This window comes from Stenotrophomonas sp. ZAC14D2_NAIMI4_6 (assembly GCF_003086875.1).
In the GTDB taxonomy this organism is placed as follows: Bacteria; Pseudomonadota; Gammaproteobacteria; order Xanthomonadales; family Xanthomonadaceae; genus Stenotrophomonas.
In genome coordinates this window covers 2,379,510-2,395,874 of the sequence record NZ_CP025996.1, presented here as the reverse complement: position 1 = coordinate 2,395,874, position 16,365 = coordinate 2,379,510, and the positions used below count along the sequence as shown (strand labels likewise).

General features: G+C 67.2%; 19 protein-coding genes. 9 read left to right on the top strand and 10 right to left on the bottom strand.

Annotated features, from left to right (window positions below; genetic code table 11):
* Positions 1 to 63: 63 nt before the first annotated feature.
* From C1933_RS11020 to C1933_RS11010, 3 genes are read left to right on the top strand one after another with little or no spacing between them, the layout of a single operon-like run.
* A complete protein-coding gene (locus tag C1933_RS11020; protein WP_108749818.1) occupies positions 64 to 1,104 on the top strand; it encodes a ribonucleotide-diphosphate reductase subunit beta in 1,041 nt (346 codons plus the stop codon).
* Positions 1,105 to 1,129: 25 nt separating this feature from the next.
* Complete coding sequence (locus tag C1933_RS11015) at positions 1,130 to 1,597, top strand: flavodoxin (protein ID WP_325051511.1); 468 nt, start codon at positions 1,130 to 1,132, stop codon at positions 1,595 to 1,597.
* Positions 1,569 to 1,895: a thioredoxin family protein gene (locus C1933_RS11010; RefSeq protein ID WP_108753292.1), complete on the top strand. Its 327-nt coding sequence runs from the start codon at positions 1,569 to 1,571 to the stop codon at positions 1,893 to 1,895. Before C1933_RS11015 ends, C1933_RS11010 begins: the two co-directional genes overlap by 29 nt.
* A gap of 396 nt (positions 1,896 to 2,291) precedes the next feature.
* Here the strand turns inward: C1933_RS11010 and C1933_RS11005 are convergent, their stop codons facing one another.
* Positions 2,292 to 3,623, bottom strand: a complete 1,332-nt coding sequence (locus tag C1933_RS11005) for an Nramp family divalent metal transporter (protein WP_108753291.1) — start codon at positions 3,621 to 3,623, stop codon at positions 2,292 to 2,294.
* A 116-nt stretch (positions 3,624 to 3,739) separates the two neighbouring features.
* On the opposite strand from C1933_RS11005, the gene mntR reads away from it, so the two are divergent.
* Positions 3,740 to 4,201 (top strand): manganese-binding transcriptional regulator MntR, encoded by a 462-nt coding sequence (mntR, locus tag C1933_RS11000; RefSeq protein WP_108749814.1) that lies wholly within the window; start codon positions 3,740 to 3,742, stop codon positions 4,199 to 4,201.
* Between the two features lie 297 nt (positions 4,202 to 4,498).
* On the opposite strand, the gene fabR is transcribed toward mntR, so the two are convergent.
* Positions 4,499 to 5,158 carry an HTH-type transcriptional repressor FabR gene (gene fabR, locus C1933_RS10995; protein WP_108753290.1) on the bottom strand — a complete coding sequence of 220 codons (660 nt, stop codon included), beginning with the start codon at positions 5,156 to 5,158 and terminating at the stop codon, positions 4,499 to 4,501.
* Between the two features lie 92 nt (positions 5,159 to 5,250).
* Here fabR and C1933_RS10990 point away from each other — a divergent pair, with 92 nt between their 5' ends.
* Entirely contained in the window at positions 5,251 to 6,321 is a 1,071-nt protein-coding gene (locus C1933_RS10990) for a ferredoxin reductase (RefSeq protein ID WP_234414509.1), read from the top strand.
* A gap of 12 nt (positions 6,322 to 6,333) precedes the next feature.
* Positions 6,334 to 7,488: an acyl-CoA desaturase gene (locus C1933_RS10985; protein WP_108753288.1), complete on the top strand. Its 1,155-nt coding sequence runs from the start codon at positions 6,334 to 6,336 to the stop codon at positions 7,486 to 7,488.
* A 4-nt stretch (positions 7,489 to 7,492) separates the two neighbouring features.
* Here C1933_RS10985 and C1933_RS10980 read toward each other — a convergent pair whose 3' ends face one another.
* The 5 genes from C1933_RS10980 to ptsJ form a co-directional block, all read right to left on the bottom strand.
* On the bottom strand, positions 7,493 to 7,831 hold the full coding sequence (locus C1933_RS10980) for a hypothetical protein (protein ID WP_108753287.1): 339 nt from the start codon (positions 7,829 to 7,831) through the stop codon (positions 7,493 to 7,495).
* A complete protein-coding gene (locus C1933_RS10975; protein WP_108753286.1) occupies positions 7,828 to 8,406 on the bottom strand; it encodes a flavin reductase family protein in 579 nt (192 codons plus the stop codon). Before C1933_RS10975 ends, C1933_RS10980 begins: the two co-directional genes overlap by 4 nt.
* Positions 8,403 to 9,032, bottom strand: a complete 630-nt coding sequence (locus C1933_RS10970; RefSeq protein ID WP_108753285.1) for a superoxide dismutase — start codon at positions 9,030 to 9,032, stop codon at positions 8,403 to 8,405. Before C1933_RS10970 ends, C1933_RS10975 begins: the two co-directional genes overlap by 4 nt.
* 73 nt (positions 9,033 to 9,105) lie before the next feature.
* Positions 9,106 to 9,858: a type 1 glutamine amidotransferase gene (locus tag C1933_RS10965; RefSeq protein WP_108753284.1), complete on the bottom strand. Its 753-nt coding sequence runs from the start codon at positions 9,856 to 9,858 to the stop codon at positions 9,106 to 9,108.
* Between the two features lie 51 nt (positions 9,859 to 9,909).
* Positions 9,910 to 11,217 (bottom strand): transcriptional regulator PtsJ, encoded by a 1,308-nt coding sequence (ptsJ, locus tag C1933_RS10960; protein WP_108753283.1) that lies wholly within the window; start codon positions 11,215 to 11,217, stop codon positions 9,910 to 9,912.
* 96 nt (positions 11,218 to 11,313) lie between these two features.
* On the opposite strand from ptsJ, the gene C1933_RS10955 reads away from it, so the two are divergent.
* On the top strand, positions 11,314 to 12,129 hold the full coding sequence (locus C1933_RS10955) for a YggS family pyridoxal phosphate-dependent enzyme (protein WP_108753282.1): 816 nt from the start codon (positions 11,314 to 11,316) through the stop codon (positions 12,127 to 12,129).
* Positions 12,126 to 12,356, top strand: coding sequence for a cytoplasmic protein (locus C1933_RS10950; protein WP_108749805.1), 231 nt, complete (start codon positions 12,126 to 12,128; stop codon positions 12,354 to 12,356). Before C1933_RS10955 ends, C1933_RS10950 begins: the two co-directional genes overlap by 4 nt.
* A gap of 130 nt (positions 12,357 to 12,486) precedes the next feature.
* Here the strand turns inward: C1933_RS10950 and C1933_RS10945 are convergent, their stop codons facing one another.
* A complete protein-coding gene (locus C1933_RS10945; RefSeq protein ID WP_234414508.1) occupies positions 12,487 to 14,001 on the bottom strand; it encodes a thioredoxin family protein in 1,515 nt (504 codons plus the stop codon).
* Between the two features lie 100 nt (positions 14,002 to 14,101).
* Complete coding sequence (locus tag C1933_RS10940; RefSeq protein WP_108753281.1) at positions 14,102 to 15,016, bottom strand: LysR family transcriptional regulator; 915 nt, start codon at positions 15,014 to 15,016, stop codon at positions 14,102 to 14,104.
* Positions 15,017 to 15,121: 105 nt separating this feature from the next.
* On the opposite strand from C1933_RS10940, the gene C1933_RS10935 reads away from it, so the two are divergent.
* Positions 15,122 to 15,883, top strand: a complete 762-nt coding sequence (locus tag C1933_RS10935) for an SDR family oxidoreductase (protein ID WP_108753280.1) — start codon at positions 15,122 to 15,124, stop codon at positions 15,881 to 15,883.
* 9 nt (positions 15,884 to 15,892) lie between these two features.
* Here the strand turns inward: C1933_RS10935 and C1933_RS10930 are convergent, their stop codons facing one another.
* A complete protein-coding gene (locus tag C1933_RS10930) occupies positions 15,893 to 16,351 on the bottom strand; it encodes a GNAT family N-acetyltransferase (protein WP_108753279.1) in 459 nt (152 codons plus the stop codon).
* Positions 16,352 to 16,365: the final 14 nt, after the last annotated feature.

The window sequence follows — 16,365 nt, the reverse complement described above, 5'->3', positions numbered from 1 at the left end:
GCATCGCGCGACCACCACACATTCCGCCGGGCGTGGCCCGGCGTTACCTTTGCAGGAACGACCATGGCAACTCCGCTCGACCGCATCAAGATCCTGGAACCCCGCCACCCCAACCGCAGCACCGGCATCATCAACGGGCGCACCAGCGGCATCCTGAACTGGAACGACATTCCTTACCCCTCGTTCTATCGCGCCTACAAGGAGCTCTCCACCAACTTCTGGATTCCCGATGAGGTGGACATGAAGCTGGACGCACGCCAGTACGGCGAACTGTCCGGCCGCGAAAAGAACGCCTACGACTCGATCATCGGCCTGCTGGCCACGCTGGATTCACCGCAGACGCGCTTCATCTACAACGTGGCCGAGTACATCACCGACCCGGCCGCGCATGCCAATGCGGCGATCATCGGCCAGCAGGAAGTGATCCACAACGAGAGCTACAGCTACGTGCTGGCCTCGATCACCGACCTGCCCAACCAGAACCGCATCTTCGAAATCGCCCGTACCCATCCGACCATCATCAAGCGCAACGCGCCGATCATGGGCGCCTATGACGATTTCATGCGCGAGAAAACCGCCGAGACCCTGCTCAAATCGCTCATCCAGTCATCCATCCTGGAAGGCATCAACTTCTATTCCGGGTTCGCGTACTTCTACAACATGGTGCGGCAGAACCGGATGACCGGCACCGGCAAGATCATCAGCTTCATCAACCGCGACGAACTGGCCCATACCAAGTTCATCAGCGAACTGATCCGCGCCATCATCGGTGAAAACCCGGAACTGCAGACCCAGCAGCTGAGCGACTACGTGCATGGGGCGTTCCAGCACGCCATCGAGCTGGAAACCCAGTGGTCCAGTGAAGTGCTCGACGGCATTGATGGCATCGACGTTGACGAGATGGTCCGCTACGTGAAGTACCGGGCCAACAAGATGGCCGGCATGCTGGGCATCGAGCGCCTGTACAGCGATACCACCGACAACGTGATGCCCTGGATCAAGGCCTACGCCGACAACTTCACCGAAACCAAGACCGACTTCTTCGAGATGCGCAATGCAAGCTACAAGAAGACCAACGTCGACAACGGCTTCGACGATCTGTGAGCCGCGCGGCGCGCTGCGCATCCTGATCGTGGTGGCTTCGCTCAGTGGCAACACGCGCGAACTGGGGCGGATGATCGCCGGCCACTGCCGCGCGGCGGGGCACGCCGTGTACTGGCAGGAGGCCGATGCCGCAGATCCGTCGGAAGCACTGGCCGCAGACCAGGCCGATCTGGTGCTGCTGGGCAGCTGGACCGACAACGCCGGGCGCACGCCGTCGGAAATGAAGGCCTGGATTGCCGCCACCGCTGAGCGCGGGCAGCGGCCGGCGCAGATGGCGGTGTTCGGCACCGGTGAAACGCAGTGGGGGCAGGAGTACTACTGCGGCGCCGTGCAGCGCTTGATCCGCTATTTCAACAGCACTTATCCGCCGCTGCGGATTGAACAGATGCCGCATGGTGAGCGCCATGCCGCTGCCATCGCCGAGTGGACCGCCGCGGTCCTGGCGCATTATTGGAGTACCGCCGATGCAGATCATCAACGCCACCACGCCTGAACAGTTCCAGCAGCTGCTGGCCGAGCACCCACGGGTGCTGGTGGATTTCCACAAGGACGACTGCCCCGGCTGCCGCATGCTGGACATGTCGCTGCATCGGGTGGCCACCAGCGCGGCCGGGCAGGGCACCACCCTGCTGCGGGTGCAGCTGGAAGCGGTCGGTGAATCCTTCTTCCGCCAGTTGGGCCTGCGGCAGACGCCCACGTTGTCGCTGTTCCGTGATGGTGACGAGCAGGCACGGCTGCCCGGTTTCCAGTCACCCCAGCAGATTGAAGCCGCGATCGCACAGCATCTGTAACCCCAATCGGCCGGGGTCGCTTTTGTAGAGTCGAGCCGTGCTCGACTGCTCCGCGCGCGATGCACGATGAACGATGAGTCGAGCATGGCTCGACTCTACAAGAGCATCCACGCATGGCGTGGATCTGCCGGGGTCGGATCCGCGCTTCGCGCACCCGCTTTTGTAGAGTCGAGCCGTGCTCGACTGCGCCTTCGCGCGATGGCCGATCAGTCGAGCATGGCTCGACTCTACAAGAGCATCCACGCATGGCGTGGATCTGCCGGGGTCGGATCCGCGCTTTGCGCACCCGCTTTTGTAGATTCGAGCCGTGCTCGACTGCCCTTCGCGCGATGGCCGATCAGTCGAACATGGCTCGACTCTACAGGGGCATCCACGCATGGCGTGGATCTACCGGGCTCAGCCGCCGGCGAAGGTGTCCAGCAGCAGCTTCACATTCAAGCCCACGATCAGCAGTGCGATCACCCACGCGGTGCCGCCCAGCCAGCGCGGTGCCACCAGGGCGCCCATCGTGGCCTTGTCGGTCACCAGCCGCACCAGCGGGATGATCGCGAACGGCAGCTGCATCGACAGCACCACCTGGCTCAGCACCAGCAGCTTCACCGCGCCCTGGTCGCCAAACAGCACGATCACCACCACCACCGGAATGATCGCCAGCAGGCGGGTGATCAGCCGCCGCAGCCAGGGCGGCAGGCGAAGGCGCAGGAAGCCTTCCATCACGATCTGCCCGGCCAGGGTGGCGGTCACCGTGGAATTCAGGCCCGAAGCGAGCAGGGCCACCGCAAACAGGGTCGATGCCAGGCCCACGCCCAGCATCGGTGCCAACAGTTGATGTGCCTGCTCGATGTCTTCCACATCCAGGCGGCCGTTGGCATGGAACACCGCCGCGGCCAGGATCAGGATGCTGGCGTTGATGAACAGCGCCAGGGTCAGCGCGATGGTGCTGTCGGTCACCGCCCAGCGCAGCGCACTGCGGCGACCTTCATCGGTGCGCGGGTAGGCGCGGGTCTGCACGATCGACGAATGCAGGTACAGGTTGTGCGGCATCACCGTGGCGCCGATGATGCCGATGGCGATGTACAGCGCGTGCGGATCGGTCACCACCTGCGCGCGCGGAATGAAGCCGCCCAGCACTTCCATCACCGGGGGCGCGGCCAGCGCGATCTGCACCAGGAAGCAGCCGAAGATGATCATCAGCAGGGCGATCACGAAGGCTTCCAGGGCGCGGAAGCCACGATTCATCAGCAGCAGCACCAGCAGCGTGTCCAGCGCGGTGATCACCGCACCCCACAGCAGCGGCAGATCGAACAGCAGCTTCAGGGCGATGGCCGTGCCGATCACCTCGGCCAGGTCGCAGGCGATGATCGCCGCTTCGCACAGCGCCCACAGCGCCAGGTTCACCGGCTTGGGGTAGCGCGCACGGCAGGCCTGGGCCAGGTCCATGCCGGTGGCGATGCCCAGCCGCGCCGACAGCGCCTGCAGGATCACCGCCATCAGGTTCGATATCAGGATGACCGACAGCAGCAGATAGCCGAAGCGCGAGCCGCCGGCCAGGTCGGTGGCCCAGTTGCCCGGGTCCATGTAACCAACCGACACCATGTAGCCCGGGCCGATGAACGCCAGCAGGCGGAACCACCAATGGCCCTTGTCGGGTACGGCCACCGACGCGTTGAGCGCGCCCAGACTGGCCGCAGGGGCGGCCGGGGAGTCGGTTTGCGCGACAGTGCTCATGGGTGCAATATAGCCACTGCTATACCGATTAGCAATGTGAAACAATCGTCTTTGCCGTGTCACTGGTCCAGAATTCAGCTTTGAATACAGGCATGACTGGAAGGGCGGGCAGACGCGTGCGCAGGAAGGACGATCCGACAACGGCAAAAGCCACCCCCTTGATCGAGGCCGAGCGCCAGGTCGAGAGCTTCCGCCAGGTGCGCGAGGCACACCGTATGGAACTGGTGGAAGACTATGTCGAATTGATTTCCGACCTGCTGGCCGATGGCGGTGAAGCCCGCCAGGTCGATATCGCCACCCGACTGGGCGTGGCCCAGCCCACCGTGGCCAAGATGCTGCGCCGGTTGGCGCGTGATGGCTGGGTGGTACAGCGGCCTTACCGTGGCGTGTTCCTGACCCCGGAGGGCGAGGCGCTGGCCCATGCCAGTCGCCAGCGCCACCAGACCGTGGAGCGCTTCCTGCTGGCGCTGGGTGTAGATCCGGATACCGCCCGCCGTGATGCCGAGGGCATCGAGCACCATGTGAGCGAACAGACCCTGGCGTTGTTCGAAGCCTTCGTGCGCAAGGCCGAGGGCTGAGGTTTGTGCGCAGGGCTTGCAGCCCTGCACCCGCTGCAGATCAACGGCAACGGCAAAAGCCGGCTATCCGTTGGATGGCGGGGTGGGTCCGGTTGAGGGGGGGCGGCGTAAATACGTCCATGTAGCCTCGGTCGCGCCATCCATGGCGCTCACGCCCCCTCAACCGGACCCACCCCGCCTTCGACAGTTTCCCGCGAACTGTTGGAAGGGTGTTCTGCTTTGGTGGGTGTCGACCTTGGTCGACACAGTAGATCCACGCATGGCGTGGACCTACTGGCCGCAGGCCGACCCCGGCACTTACCGGCCGCGGCGGAACGCGGCCGGGCTGCGGGCGCCGACGATGATCATGCGGATCATCGTGGAAATCTGTTCGATCAGTTCCGGGTCTTTTTCCGGCGGCAGGTCCATGGCGGTAGCGCCCATGGCGAACACCAGCCGGGTGATGGCGGTGGCCACCAGCTCCGGCTTGTACAGCTTGGCGCCATCCAGCGCGGCCAGGCGCACCAGGTCGTGCTGCAGCTCTTCTTCGAAGTAGTGCAGCTCGCGTTCCACCGCGTGCTTGAAGTCGTCCGACCCCACCGCGCCCTCGCGCAGCAGCACGTGCAGCAGCTTGTCGTCGGCGCGCAGCTGTTCCATGAAAGTTTCCACCGACACCCGTACCACGCTGGTCGCGCTGGAGGTGGCGCGCTGGCGGGCCTCACCAATGATGGTGCGCAGCGAGCGCCCGGCCACATCGATCAGCGCCACGGCCAGTTCGTCCATGTCGCGGAACTGGCGGTAGAAGCTGTTGGGCGCAATGCCGGCTTCGCGTGCCACTTCGCGCAGGCTGAGCGTTGACAGGCTGCGGTGCGGGCCAATCAGTTTCAGCGCGGCGGCCAACAGGTCCTCGCGGCTCACCGTACGGCGGGCCGGGCTGTTGGCATCTTCGGGCGGCGTCAGGGCGGTGGCAGCGGCCATGGGACTTCCGGGGGGACAAGGCTGAATCATACCCAATCCGGTTCAATATACACATGTATACACAGGTGTATGTGCGCCCGTATAGTGGCCCCATGAGCGCTGTCATCCGTCCGTCCCTGTTCTCTCCGTACCGCTGGCTGTCGCCGTCGCTGTTCGATTTCTGGGCCGGCCAGCTCAATCCGCTGTGGACCCTGCGCGAGCCCCTGGCCCGCCTGGTGCGGCGTGAACCGGCCGGGGAGGGCGCCACCACCCTGATCCTGCGCTGCAACCGGCACTGGAAGGGCATGCGTGCCGGCCAGCACATCACCCTGGGCGTGGAACTGGGTGGGCGCATCCTGCGCCGCAGCTACAGCCCGACGATGATCGGGCGCCGCGAACTGGCCATTACCGTCAAGGGCGTGGAAGGCGGGCAGGTCAGCCAGCACCTGCTGCAGCATGCGCGCCCGGGCGATCTGTTCCGGCTGGATGCCGCCTTCGGTGATTTCCACATGCCCGCCGCAGCGCCGGTGCTGTTGCTGGCCGCCGGCAGCGGCATCACCCCCATGCGCAGCTTGTTACGCGAGGCCTGCCAGCGCCCGTTGGCCGCGCCGGTGGATCTGTTCTATTGGGAACGCACGGCGGCAACCCAGCAGTTCCGTGACGAACTGCAGGCGCTTGCCGCGGCCACCCCGAACCTGCGCGTGCACCTGCTGACCACCCGCGAGGGCGATGCCCCGGCTGCGCGCATCGATCGCCACACCTTGATGGTGCCCGGCGATGACACCCCGCTGGCCCAGCGCCATGTGCTGGCCTGCGGCCCGGACGGTTTCGTCGCCGCCGCGCGTGCGCGCCTGGCCCACCAGGTGGCCGGCTTCCAGGCCGAGGCCTTCACCCCGCCGGCGCCGATCACCGGCGCCGACAGCGAGGGCGAAGTGGCCCTGACCCTGGCCCGCAGCGGCCGCCAGCTGAAAGTACCGCGCAACCGCTCGCTGCTGGAAAGCCTGGAAGCGCAGGGCATCAAGCCCAAGCACGGCTGCCGTATGGGCATCTGCAATACCTGCACCTGCGAAGGCGTCAGTGGCGGCACCCGCCACCTGCGCACCGGCGAAACCCAGTCTGGCCCGGCCGCCCCGGTACGGATCTGCGTGAGTGCGCCAACCACCGACCTGACTTTGGATCTCTGAGGAACCGTTGCCATGACCCGCGCTACTGACCGTGCCCTGAGCCCCGTGGAGATGGATGCCTTCGGCAGGGAACTCGACGCGATCCGCGACCGTGTGATCGGCAGCCTGGGTGCGTCCGACACCCGCTACATCCGCCGCGTGGCCGCTGCCGTGCGCTGGTCCGGCGTGCTCGGTCGTGGCCTGCTGTTCCTGGGCGCGTTCTCGCCGCTGTTCTGGGCGCCGCTGCTGTGGCCGGCCTGCATCGCCGGCACGCTGCTGCTGGCGCTGGCCAAGATCCTGGAAAACATGGAGCTGGGCCACAACGTGATGCACGGCCAGTACGACTGGACCGGCGACCCCAAGCTCAACGGCAACACCTACGAATGGGACATCGTCGCCACCGGTGACAACTGGCGCAAGACCCACAATTTCCGCCACCACACATACACCAACGTGCGTGGCATGGACGATGACATCGGCTACGGCCTGCTGCGCATCTTCCCCGAACAGCGCTGGAAGCCGTTCTACCTGCTGCAGCCGATCATCGCGCCGATCTTCGCGCTGCTGTTCCAGTGGGGCGTGGCCGCGCAGGACCTGCGCCTGGGCCGTTGGTTCAAGGGCCGCATCAGCAGCCGCGCCATGTGGCTGCAGACCCGCCCGGTGGCGCGCAAGATGCTGCGCCAGGTGCTGAAGGACTACGTGTTCTTCCCGCTGCTGGCCGGCCCGTTCTTCCTGCCGGTGATGCTGGGCAACCTGGTGGCCAACGGCCTGCGCAACATCTGGACCTACGTCATCATCTTCTGCGGCCATTTCACCGCCGAATCGGAAACCTTCCCCAAGGAATGCCTGCGCAATGAATCGCGCGGCCACTGGTACCTGCGCCAGCTGCGCGGCTCGTCCAACATCAGCGGTGGTTTCATCATCAACGTGCTGTCGGGCAACCTGAGCCACCAGATCGAACATCACTTCTATCCCGATCTGCCGGCCAACCGCTACGCGACCATTGCCAAGGAAGTGAAGGACATCTGCCGCCGCTACGGCCAGCACTACAACAACGGCTCGCTGCCGCGCCAGTTCGGCCAGGTGGTCTGGCGCATCCTGCGCCATGCCTTCCCCAGCAAGCCGCGCCGCCTGCCGCTGGCCGACATCCTGTCGTCGCCCAGCCCGGCACCGGCCAACGCGGGCTGATCGCTCAGCCCGCCTGCACCTGGGCGGCGCCGCCGGCGCGGTCCAGGCGGCGCAGGAACACCTGCATTTCCCGCTGCGCCTGCTGGTCGCCCTTGCTGCCGGACACGCACAGCCCACGTTCCCAGGCGGCGCGCGCAGCGCCCGGCTGGCCACCGGCCAGCCATGCCTTGCCCAGCAGCTTCCACGCGGCCGAGTACTGCGGGTCCAGGGCCACGCAGCGGCCCAGATGCATCGCCGCGCGCAGCGCGTCACCGGCGTCCAGCCAGCCCTTGCCCAGGCCGAAGCGCAGCAGCGCGCTGTCCTTGCCCGCCGCCAGCAGCGCCTCCAGGGCCTGCATGTTCATGGGATGACATCGAACACGGGCTGCAGCGATCCGGCCTGGAAGCGCCCGCGATGGAACAGCAGCGGAGCCCGGTCGGCGTCGCTGGCCTGCAGCACGCGACCCACCAGCAGCAGATGGTCGCCCACCGGCCAGTGCGCATGGCGGCTGCACACCAGGTGTGCCACCGCGCCGGCAATGCGCGGCGGCAGGCCGTCGTCCTCATCCAGCAGCGGCACGCCTTCGAAGCGATCGCGCACCAGTGGGTCGGCGAACTGGCGTGCCAGCGCCACCTGGTGCGCGCCCAGCACGCTGATCGCAAACTGCGGTGCGCGCTGGAAGGCCTTCAGGCTGTGCGCGTGCAGTGCCAGGGTCCACGACACCAGCGGCGGCTGCAGCGAAACCGGCACGAACGAGTTGATGGTCAAGCCGTGCAGCTTGCCGCGCGCGTCGCGGGTGGTGGCGATCGCCACGCCGGTGGGGTAGTGGCCCAGCAGCCGCCGCAGGGCGCGCGGTGCCAGCGCGACCGACGGCTGCGCGGCCGGGGCGGGGTAGACCCCCGCCCACGGCCCGGCATAGGGCATGCCTTCGGCGCTCATGCGTGCATCGCCTGTGTGTAGCGACGCTCCACTTCGGCCCAGTGGATGATCTGGAAGAACGCACCGATATAGTCCGGGCGACGGTTCTGGTAGTGCAGGTAGTAGGCGTGCTCCCAGACATCCAGCGCCAGGATGGGCGTGTTGCCGGACAGGCCCACGGCCGCGCCCATCAGCGGGTTGTCCTGGTTGGCGCTGCTTTCAATCTGCAGCCGCCCGCTGCGATCGCTGGTCAGCCAGGCCCAGCCGCTGCCGAAGCGGGTCTGCGCGGCCTTGCTGAAGGCGTCCTTGAAGGCATCGAAACCACCCAGGTCGCGTTCGATCGCTGCGGCCACTGCGGCGCCGGGGGTGCCGCCGGCCGGGCTCAGTACCGACCAGAACAGGCTGTGGTTGGCATGGCCGCCGCCGTTGTTGCGGACCGGCAGGCGCAGCGCTTCGGGCAGGGCCTCCAAGTCGGCAATCAGGTCTTCCACCGGCGTGGCTGGCAGCCCGGCCTGTTCCAGGGCAGCGTTGAGGTTGTTGATGTAAGTCTGGTGGTGCTTGCCATGGTGGATTTCCATGGTGAGCGCATCGAAGTGCGGTTCCAGCGCGTCGTAGGCGTAGGGCAGGGCGGGAAGCGAGTACGGCATTGCAACAGTCTCCGTGGGTGGCCAGGTGTCTGGCCGGGGGAGCACTGTTATCGCACCTCAACGTTGGTTGAGGTCAAGCATCCGCCGCGCTCGCCGGGCGTGGCCCGGCGCTACCTTCGAACGCGGCTTCGAGCTTGTCCAGGAACGTGAAGAGGACCTCGTTCATGGCCGCGTAGTCCTGCGCCAACAGCTCGGCCGGCTGCTGGACAAAGCGCGATGAACGCAAGGCGTCGAGCTCCTGCGTGGACGCGGCAATCAGCAATGCAACCACCTCGCGATTGAATTCCATGTGGCATTGAAAGCCATACACCAAGGGGCCGTACTGCACGATCTGCCGTGGGCAGCCTTCGCTCTGGGCGATGACCGTGGCATCGGCGGTCAGGCCGGGCATGTCGTTGTGCCAATGGCCAACGTCGAGCGTATCGCCGAAGTGGGCGAACGTGGGGTTGGCACGCCCTGCGGCGGTCAGGGTGATCGGGAACGTGCCGATTTCCTTGTCCGGGCTGTGCTCGAAGGCCGCACCCAGGGCTTCGCCGATCAACTGCGCGCCCAGACAGACGCCCACCACCGGCTTGCCCGCCGCGGCAAACGCTGCAATCAGGTGCGTCTCTGCTGCGGCGTTGAAATGCGGGCATTCGTCGAGGGTCGTCGCCGGGCATTGCGGGCCGCCCATGACGATCAGCATGTCGTGGGCGTTGGCATCGGGCGGCAGCTGATCGCCCGCATGCAGTCGAGTGAAGCTTGTTCCGTGGCCCCTGCTGTCGGCCCATTGCGCATACGCGCCGGGCGCCTCGAAGGCTTCATGGATGACGAAGTGAACCTGCATCGGTGGCGTCCTGGGTTGAGCGGCGTGTGGGGTGGGTGCGAGGACGGCGCGCTACAGCGCGAGACGTTGCATTGCAGCGGTCAGGTCATCGGCAAAGCGCACCGCATCATCGGGCGCGAGTGAGGAAATGGTCAGACGCAGGCCGTGCGACGGCGCCTGCACCCCGAACGACTCGCCACCCCGGGTCAGCCAGCCGTGCTTGGCCAGTTCGATGACCAGCGGCTGGCTGTCGGTTTCAAGGGGAATCCAGACGTTGAGCCCATCGCCGGACGCAGCGGTGGTGATACCGCGTTCGTGCAGAAGCTGGACCAGCAGCGAGCGTCTGTCCGCATAGCCGTCGCGCGCGTCTGCAATCTGGGCGTTGACCGTGGGCGAGCCAAGGCAGCCGATCACCGCCTGTTGCAGCAGATGGCTGACCCAGTGGGCGCCGGCAGCCAATCGAAGCCGCAGTCGGCTGGAGGTCTGCGCGTCGCTGGCAACGAGCGCCAGGCGCAGGTCGGGGCCCAGCGCTTTCGAGACGGACCTGACCAGCGCCCAGCGCCGCGCATCGGCAGGAATCACATCGAAATAGTCGTTCGTAGCGAGCAGTGCAAAGTGATCGTCAACGATCACCAGGACATTGGGACGGCGTGACAGTACGGCCCGGATCTCGGCCGCGCGCGTGGCACCAAGCGAACATCCCGTGGGATTCTGCGCACGGGGCGTCAGGATCACGGCCTGCGCCCCGCGGGCAAGTGCTTCCTCCAGCGCCGCCGGGATCATGCCCTCGGCATCCATGTCGACAGGGGAAGGCTGCAGACCCGCCACGCGCAGGGTGTTCACGCTGCTGACAAAGCAGGGGTTCTCAACGACCACCTTGTCGCCGGGCACCAGATGGCAGGCGAGAAGCCGCTCCACCGCGTCTACCGCGCCCCCGGTGATGTCCATCTGGAACGCGGGCGGGCAGTCGCCCTGCATCCACGCGGTGGCCAGCGCTTCCAGCTCCGGATGCACCGCCGGCGCCCCGTACAGCGCAGGCGGCTGGGGCCGTTGGCCAAGCACCTGCACGATGTCCGGCAGCCACTCCGGGTTCGGGTTGCCTCCGGCCAGGTCAGTCAACCTGCATCCCGGAACGGTTCCCTCGGCTTCGCCCAGGCGCATCGGGTCACGAATGGTCGTGCCCAGGCGGCCCTGTGTGGTCGCAACCCCTGCGCTGACCAGGCGTTTGTAGGCGCTGGAAACCGTATTGCGGTTCACGCCCAGCGAGGCCGCCAGATCCCGCACCGTCGGCAGCTCCTGCCCGGCCCGCAGCTGCCCGGCCTGGACCAGGCCACGAACGCTTTCGAAGATGGCCGCAGCCGAGGTGCCTACGATTTCCACAGTGTCCTGGGACGTGATAGCTTATTGGCCTAGGACAATAACACGGATGCCGTCGCGCAGGGCGCGAAGCGGCAACCACCCCACGTGAGGCATTGAATGACTACCGGCGGCAACCCACAGACAGGCACACGGCACGACCTACACGGCCTGTGGCCCGAGGCGACCACGGTGCAGGACATCGTGGCGAACCTGGCCACGGTGCAGTCCAGGATCGACGCGGCCTGCCTGCGCGTTGGGCGCGACCCGGCCAGTGTCAGGCTGCTGCCGGTCAGCAAGACCAAGCCGGAAGCCACCGTGCGCCGCGCCTTTGCGGGGGGCTGCCGGATGCTGGGCGAGAACAAGGTCCAGGAGGCCGTGGCGAAATGGGAAGCGACGCAGGATCTGCCGGCGCTGAAGTGGTCGATCATTGGCCATCTGCAGACCAACAAGGCCAAGGTGGTCGCCCGGTTCGCCGATGAGTTCCAGGCGCTGGACAGCCTGAAACTGGCCGAAGCGCTGGACCGCAGGCTGCAGATCGAAGGGCGTGGCCTGGACGTCTTCGTGCAGGTCAATACGTCAGGTGAAGCCAGCAAGTACGGGCTGGACATCGACAGCGTGCCGGGATTCCTGCGCCAGTTGGCACCCTACCGTTCGCTGCGCGTGCGGGGCTTGATGACCTTGGCCATGCTCTCGGCGCAACCCGAACAGGTGCGCCTGTGCTTCATCCGCCTGCGGCAGCTGAGAGAGCGCCTGCAGCAAGCGGCGATCGAGGGGGTGTCACTGGACGAGTTGTCCATGGGGATGTCGGGCGATTACGAGATCGCCATTGAAGAAGGCGCCACGGTTGTGCGCGTAGGCCAGGCCATTTTCGGCGCCCGCGCCACGCCTGATTCCCATTACTGGCCTTCCCATGGCGAGGGGAGCGGGGCATGACGGTGTACCGACTGAACCTGTACCGGGGCGATCGCCTCCTCGGGCACTTTGAAACGGCAACGACCTGCACCCTGCCGGACCTGCGCGAGCTGGTGGACCGCTTGAGCGCGGACTATCGGGTCGAGACGCTGGCCAGCTACGACGAGAAGCGACTGGTCGAGGCGTCTGCTGAAGGCATCAAGGTGCTTTACCGCGAGCTGCAGTTCAGAGCGATCGACCTGACCTGACAACGGCCCCGTTGTCCGTCGGTAGGTGCCCACCTTGGTGGACACGCCGTGATCGCCGCACGTTCGCCGGGCATGGCCCGGCGCTACCGGTCAATCCGTCGGTAGGTGTCCACCTTGGTGGACACGCCGCTCAACTCAACCAATCCCGGCACGCACCGTCGCTCTGCTCGCCGCAGACCTGCTGCATGCGCTGCTGCAGGCGGGCCAGGGTCTGCGCGCCCTGGTGCTTGCCGCTCCAGGTCTTCAACTGCGCCGCCAGCCGCTCGAAACGCTGCCGCGTGCGCTGGTGGTAGCCCGACGGCTGGCCCTGCAGTTCGGCAATCAACGCATCGGTGGCCTGTTCAATGCGGGGTGCATCCTGCGGGGCCAGCCGCAGCAGGCCTTCCACGTACAGCACGCCCCATTGCACGCGCGTGGCCGGACCCTGTGCGCCTTCATAGGCACGCTTCAGCCATTCCAGCGCACCGGCGGTGTCGCCGCGTTGCTCGGCCAGTTCGGCCAGTTCGGGCATGTAGTAGTAGGGCTGCTCGCTGCGCTTGATCTCGGCCAGCAGCAGCGCTTCGGCACCGGCGTCATCGCCGATCTGGCGCAGGGCGTACACCGCGCTGCTGATCGTGGCCTGGCGTGCGTGTGCATCGCTGGCGGCGGCATCGGCGGCGGCCACGCGCTGTTTCACCTGCGCGACAAGCGCGGGCGGCAGCGCGCCTTCGGGTTGTTGCTGGCGGGCCAATGCCAGTTCGGTCAGCGCACGCGACAGGGCGTCGTCGGCACGGTTGCCCTGGGCGGCGTCGGCGCGTTCCAGCGCGACCAGCAGCTGCTGGCCCAGGCGCTGCTCGGTGGCGGGGCCGGCGCTGGCCAGTTTCACCAGCTTGGCACCGGCATAGCCCAGCAGCTCGCGATTGCGGCGCACCTCGGCCGGCTGTGCCAGCACGGCCTCCAGCAGTTCGCGGGTGGCGGTCGGGGCGCTGCGCGGCGTCTCGGCCGTAGCCAGTGCCAGCAGCGCGAAGCGGCGCTGCAACGCAGGCTCGGGCGCGGCGGAGGCCAGTGCACTCAAGACATCGGTACTGCTGCGCGTGCCGGCCAGCTTGTTGGCGTCCACTTCCCAGCCGTAGTCGCCCAGTACCTGCCAGTCCTCACTGCCCAGTTTGGCGGGCGTGGCCAGGGCGGTGGCCAGGGTGTCGGCCACCGCGCTGCGGCGACCGGCGGCCACGGTCAGCACCCGGGTCAGTTCGGCCGCATCGTTGCCGCCGGCCACCCGGGTAATCTCATTGCGCTGCGGGTCCAGCACGATCAGCGTGGGATAGCCGCGCACGCCGAAGCGCTCGCCCCAGGCCTGCGCGCCTTCCTCGTCGCCGTCCAGGTAGACCGGCACGAACTTTCCGGTCAGGGCGATGAAGGCCGGATCCTTGAACAGCCCGGCCTTCAGCTGGTTGCAGGGCGGACACCACACCGCGCCCCAGTACAGCAGCACCGGCTTGCCACTCTCGGCTGCTTCATTGAAGGCATCGTCCACGTCGCCCTGGCGCCAGGCGATGGCCGTGGCCGGCGCGGCGCTGGCCGCATTGGCCGAAGCAACCGGGGCCTGCGCGGGCGAGCAGGCGCTCAGTGCCGAGGCGAGCAGCAGGACGGAAAGGGCAGTGCGCATCGGCGGGCGGTCCGTTGGGGGAATGACGCATTGTAGGAAGGCCGCCCCCTGCGGTTGATGCAGTTTGAGCATGACGGCCGTGCCTGCCGGCATATGCGGGTCAGGGGGCCCGCGCCGCCTGCAGTTCGTCGGCCAGCAGGCCGGCCAGCCAGTGCATGAAGGCCTGCACGCGGCGGGGCAGATGGCGGCGCTGCGCATAGACCAGGTTCACCGGCATCGGTTCGGCCACGCAGTCGGGCAGCACCTGTACCAGCCGGCCCTCGCGCAGCGCCTGGCGGGCGCCCATTTCCGGTACCTGGATGATGCCCAGCCCGGCCAGTGCGGCGGCGCTGTAGCCGTCGGCATTGTTCACCGTCAGCGCGCCGCGCATCGGCCAGCTGCGGTACTGCTGGCCATCGAAGTATTCAAACCCCGGCGAGCGCTGGCCCAGCGTGCCCACGTAATGCACCAGCGCATGCTGGTCCAGGTCGGCCAGTTCGCGCGGCACACCGCGCGCGGCCAGATAGGCCGGGCTGGCCACGTTGACGATGTGCATGTGGCCCAGTGGGCGCGCAACCAGGCTGCTGTCGTCCAGGTTGCCGACCCGCAGCACGCAGTCGAAGCCTTCGCGCACCACATCCACGCGGCGGTCGGTCGCGCTCAGTTCCACTTCCAGCGCCGGGTGCTGGGCCAGGAAGCCCGGCAGCTGCGGAATCACCAGGTTGCGCGCCAGGCCGCCGGGCATGTCCACCCGCAGGCGCCCGCTCAGTTCGCTGGTCTGGCGGCGGAACAAGCCCTGCAGTTCTTCCATGTCGTCCAGCAGATCATGGGCACGCTGCTGCAGCTGGGTGCCGTCGGCCGTCAGGTGAACGCGGCGGGTGGTGCGGTGCAGAAGCTGGGTGCCCAGTTCGGCCTCCAGGCGCTGGATGGCCTGGGAAACACTGGCCTTGGGCAGGCCCAGGCCGTCGGCCGCGCGGGTGAACGAGCCCAGCTCGGCCACGCGCAGGAAGACCCGCAGGGTATCAAGGCGGTCCATGGATTGTTTGGCCAGGTTGAACAGTCAAATCAGGATCGCGCGATTTATGGCGCCCGGCAATCCCAATAGTCTGGTCCCACTTCCTCCGCAACCAGGTGCACCGTCATGACGTCTTCTTCCCGTGTTGTCCTTGTTACCGGCGGCAGCCGCGGCCTGGGCCGTAACGCCGCCTTGGCGCTGGCCGCCGATGGCGCCGATATCGTCATTACCTACCGCGCGCAGGCCGACGCGGCCGAACAGGTCGTGCAGCAGATCCAGGCGCTGGGCCGTCGTGCTGCGGCGCTTCCGCTGGACATGGCCGACAGCGCCGGCTTCGCCGCCTTCGCCACGCAACTGCAGAACGTGCTGCAGGGCTGGGGTGCCACGGCGCTGCAGGGCCTGTTGAACAATGCCGGTGAAGGCCTGTACGCGCCGATTGCCGACACCACCGAGGCGCAGTTCGACAACGCCGTGGCCGTACACCTGAAGGGCCCGTACTTCCTCACCCAGGCGCTGCTGCCGCTGATCGCCGATGGCGGTCGCATCCTCAACGTGTCCAGCGGGCTGGCGCGCTTCTCGCTGCCCGGCAGTTCCGCCTACGCCATGATGAAGGGCGGCATTGAAGTGTTCACCCGCTATCTGGCACGCGAACTGGGCGCGCGTGGCATCAGCGCCAACACGCTGGCGCCGGGCGCCATCGAGACCGACTTCGGCGGCGGCCGCGTGCGCGACGATGCGCAGACCAATGCCATGGTGTCGTCGATCACCGCGCTGGGCCGCGCCGGCCTGCCCGATGACATCGGCCCGGTGGTGGTGGCGCTGCTGTCGCCGGTCACCGGCTGGGTGAATGGCCAGCGCGTGGAAGCGTCCGGCGGCATGTTCGTCTGATCAGCGCGCTCAGTGCCGGGGCGGGGCGGCCAGGGTCAGCGGCTGGTAGACCAGTCCGTGCGATTCGGCCACTTCGCCATCCAGCACGAAGCCGTAGCGCTGGTAGGTGGGCACGGCATTCAGTGACGCGCTGACACTCATCTGCGGCGTGCGCAGGTGCGGCAGTACCGCCTGCAGCAGCGCATGGCCGATGCCCTGGCCCTGGCAGGCCGGGGCCACGAACAACATCGCCAGGTGGCGGCCCTCCTTCAGTTCCACCACGCCCACGATGCGCGCGTCCTGTTCGGCCACCAGAATGTGGTTGTCGCCCTGCAGGCGATCGCCGAAGGCGGCGGGCGCGGCCACTGCGGTAAACGTGGCCACGCCCTGCGCGCCCAGCGTGGGCGCCACCGCCTGTTCGAACGCGGCCATGCACACGGCGCTGATCGCCGGGGTGTCCTGGGCGAGGGCGGGGCGGATCCTGTGCATGCAGTGTTCTTCCT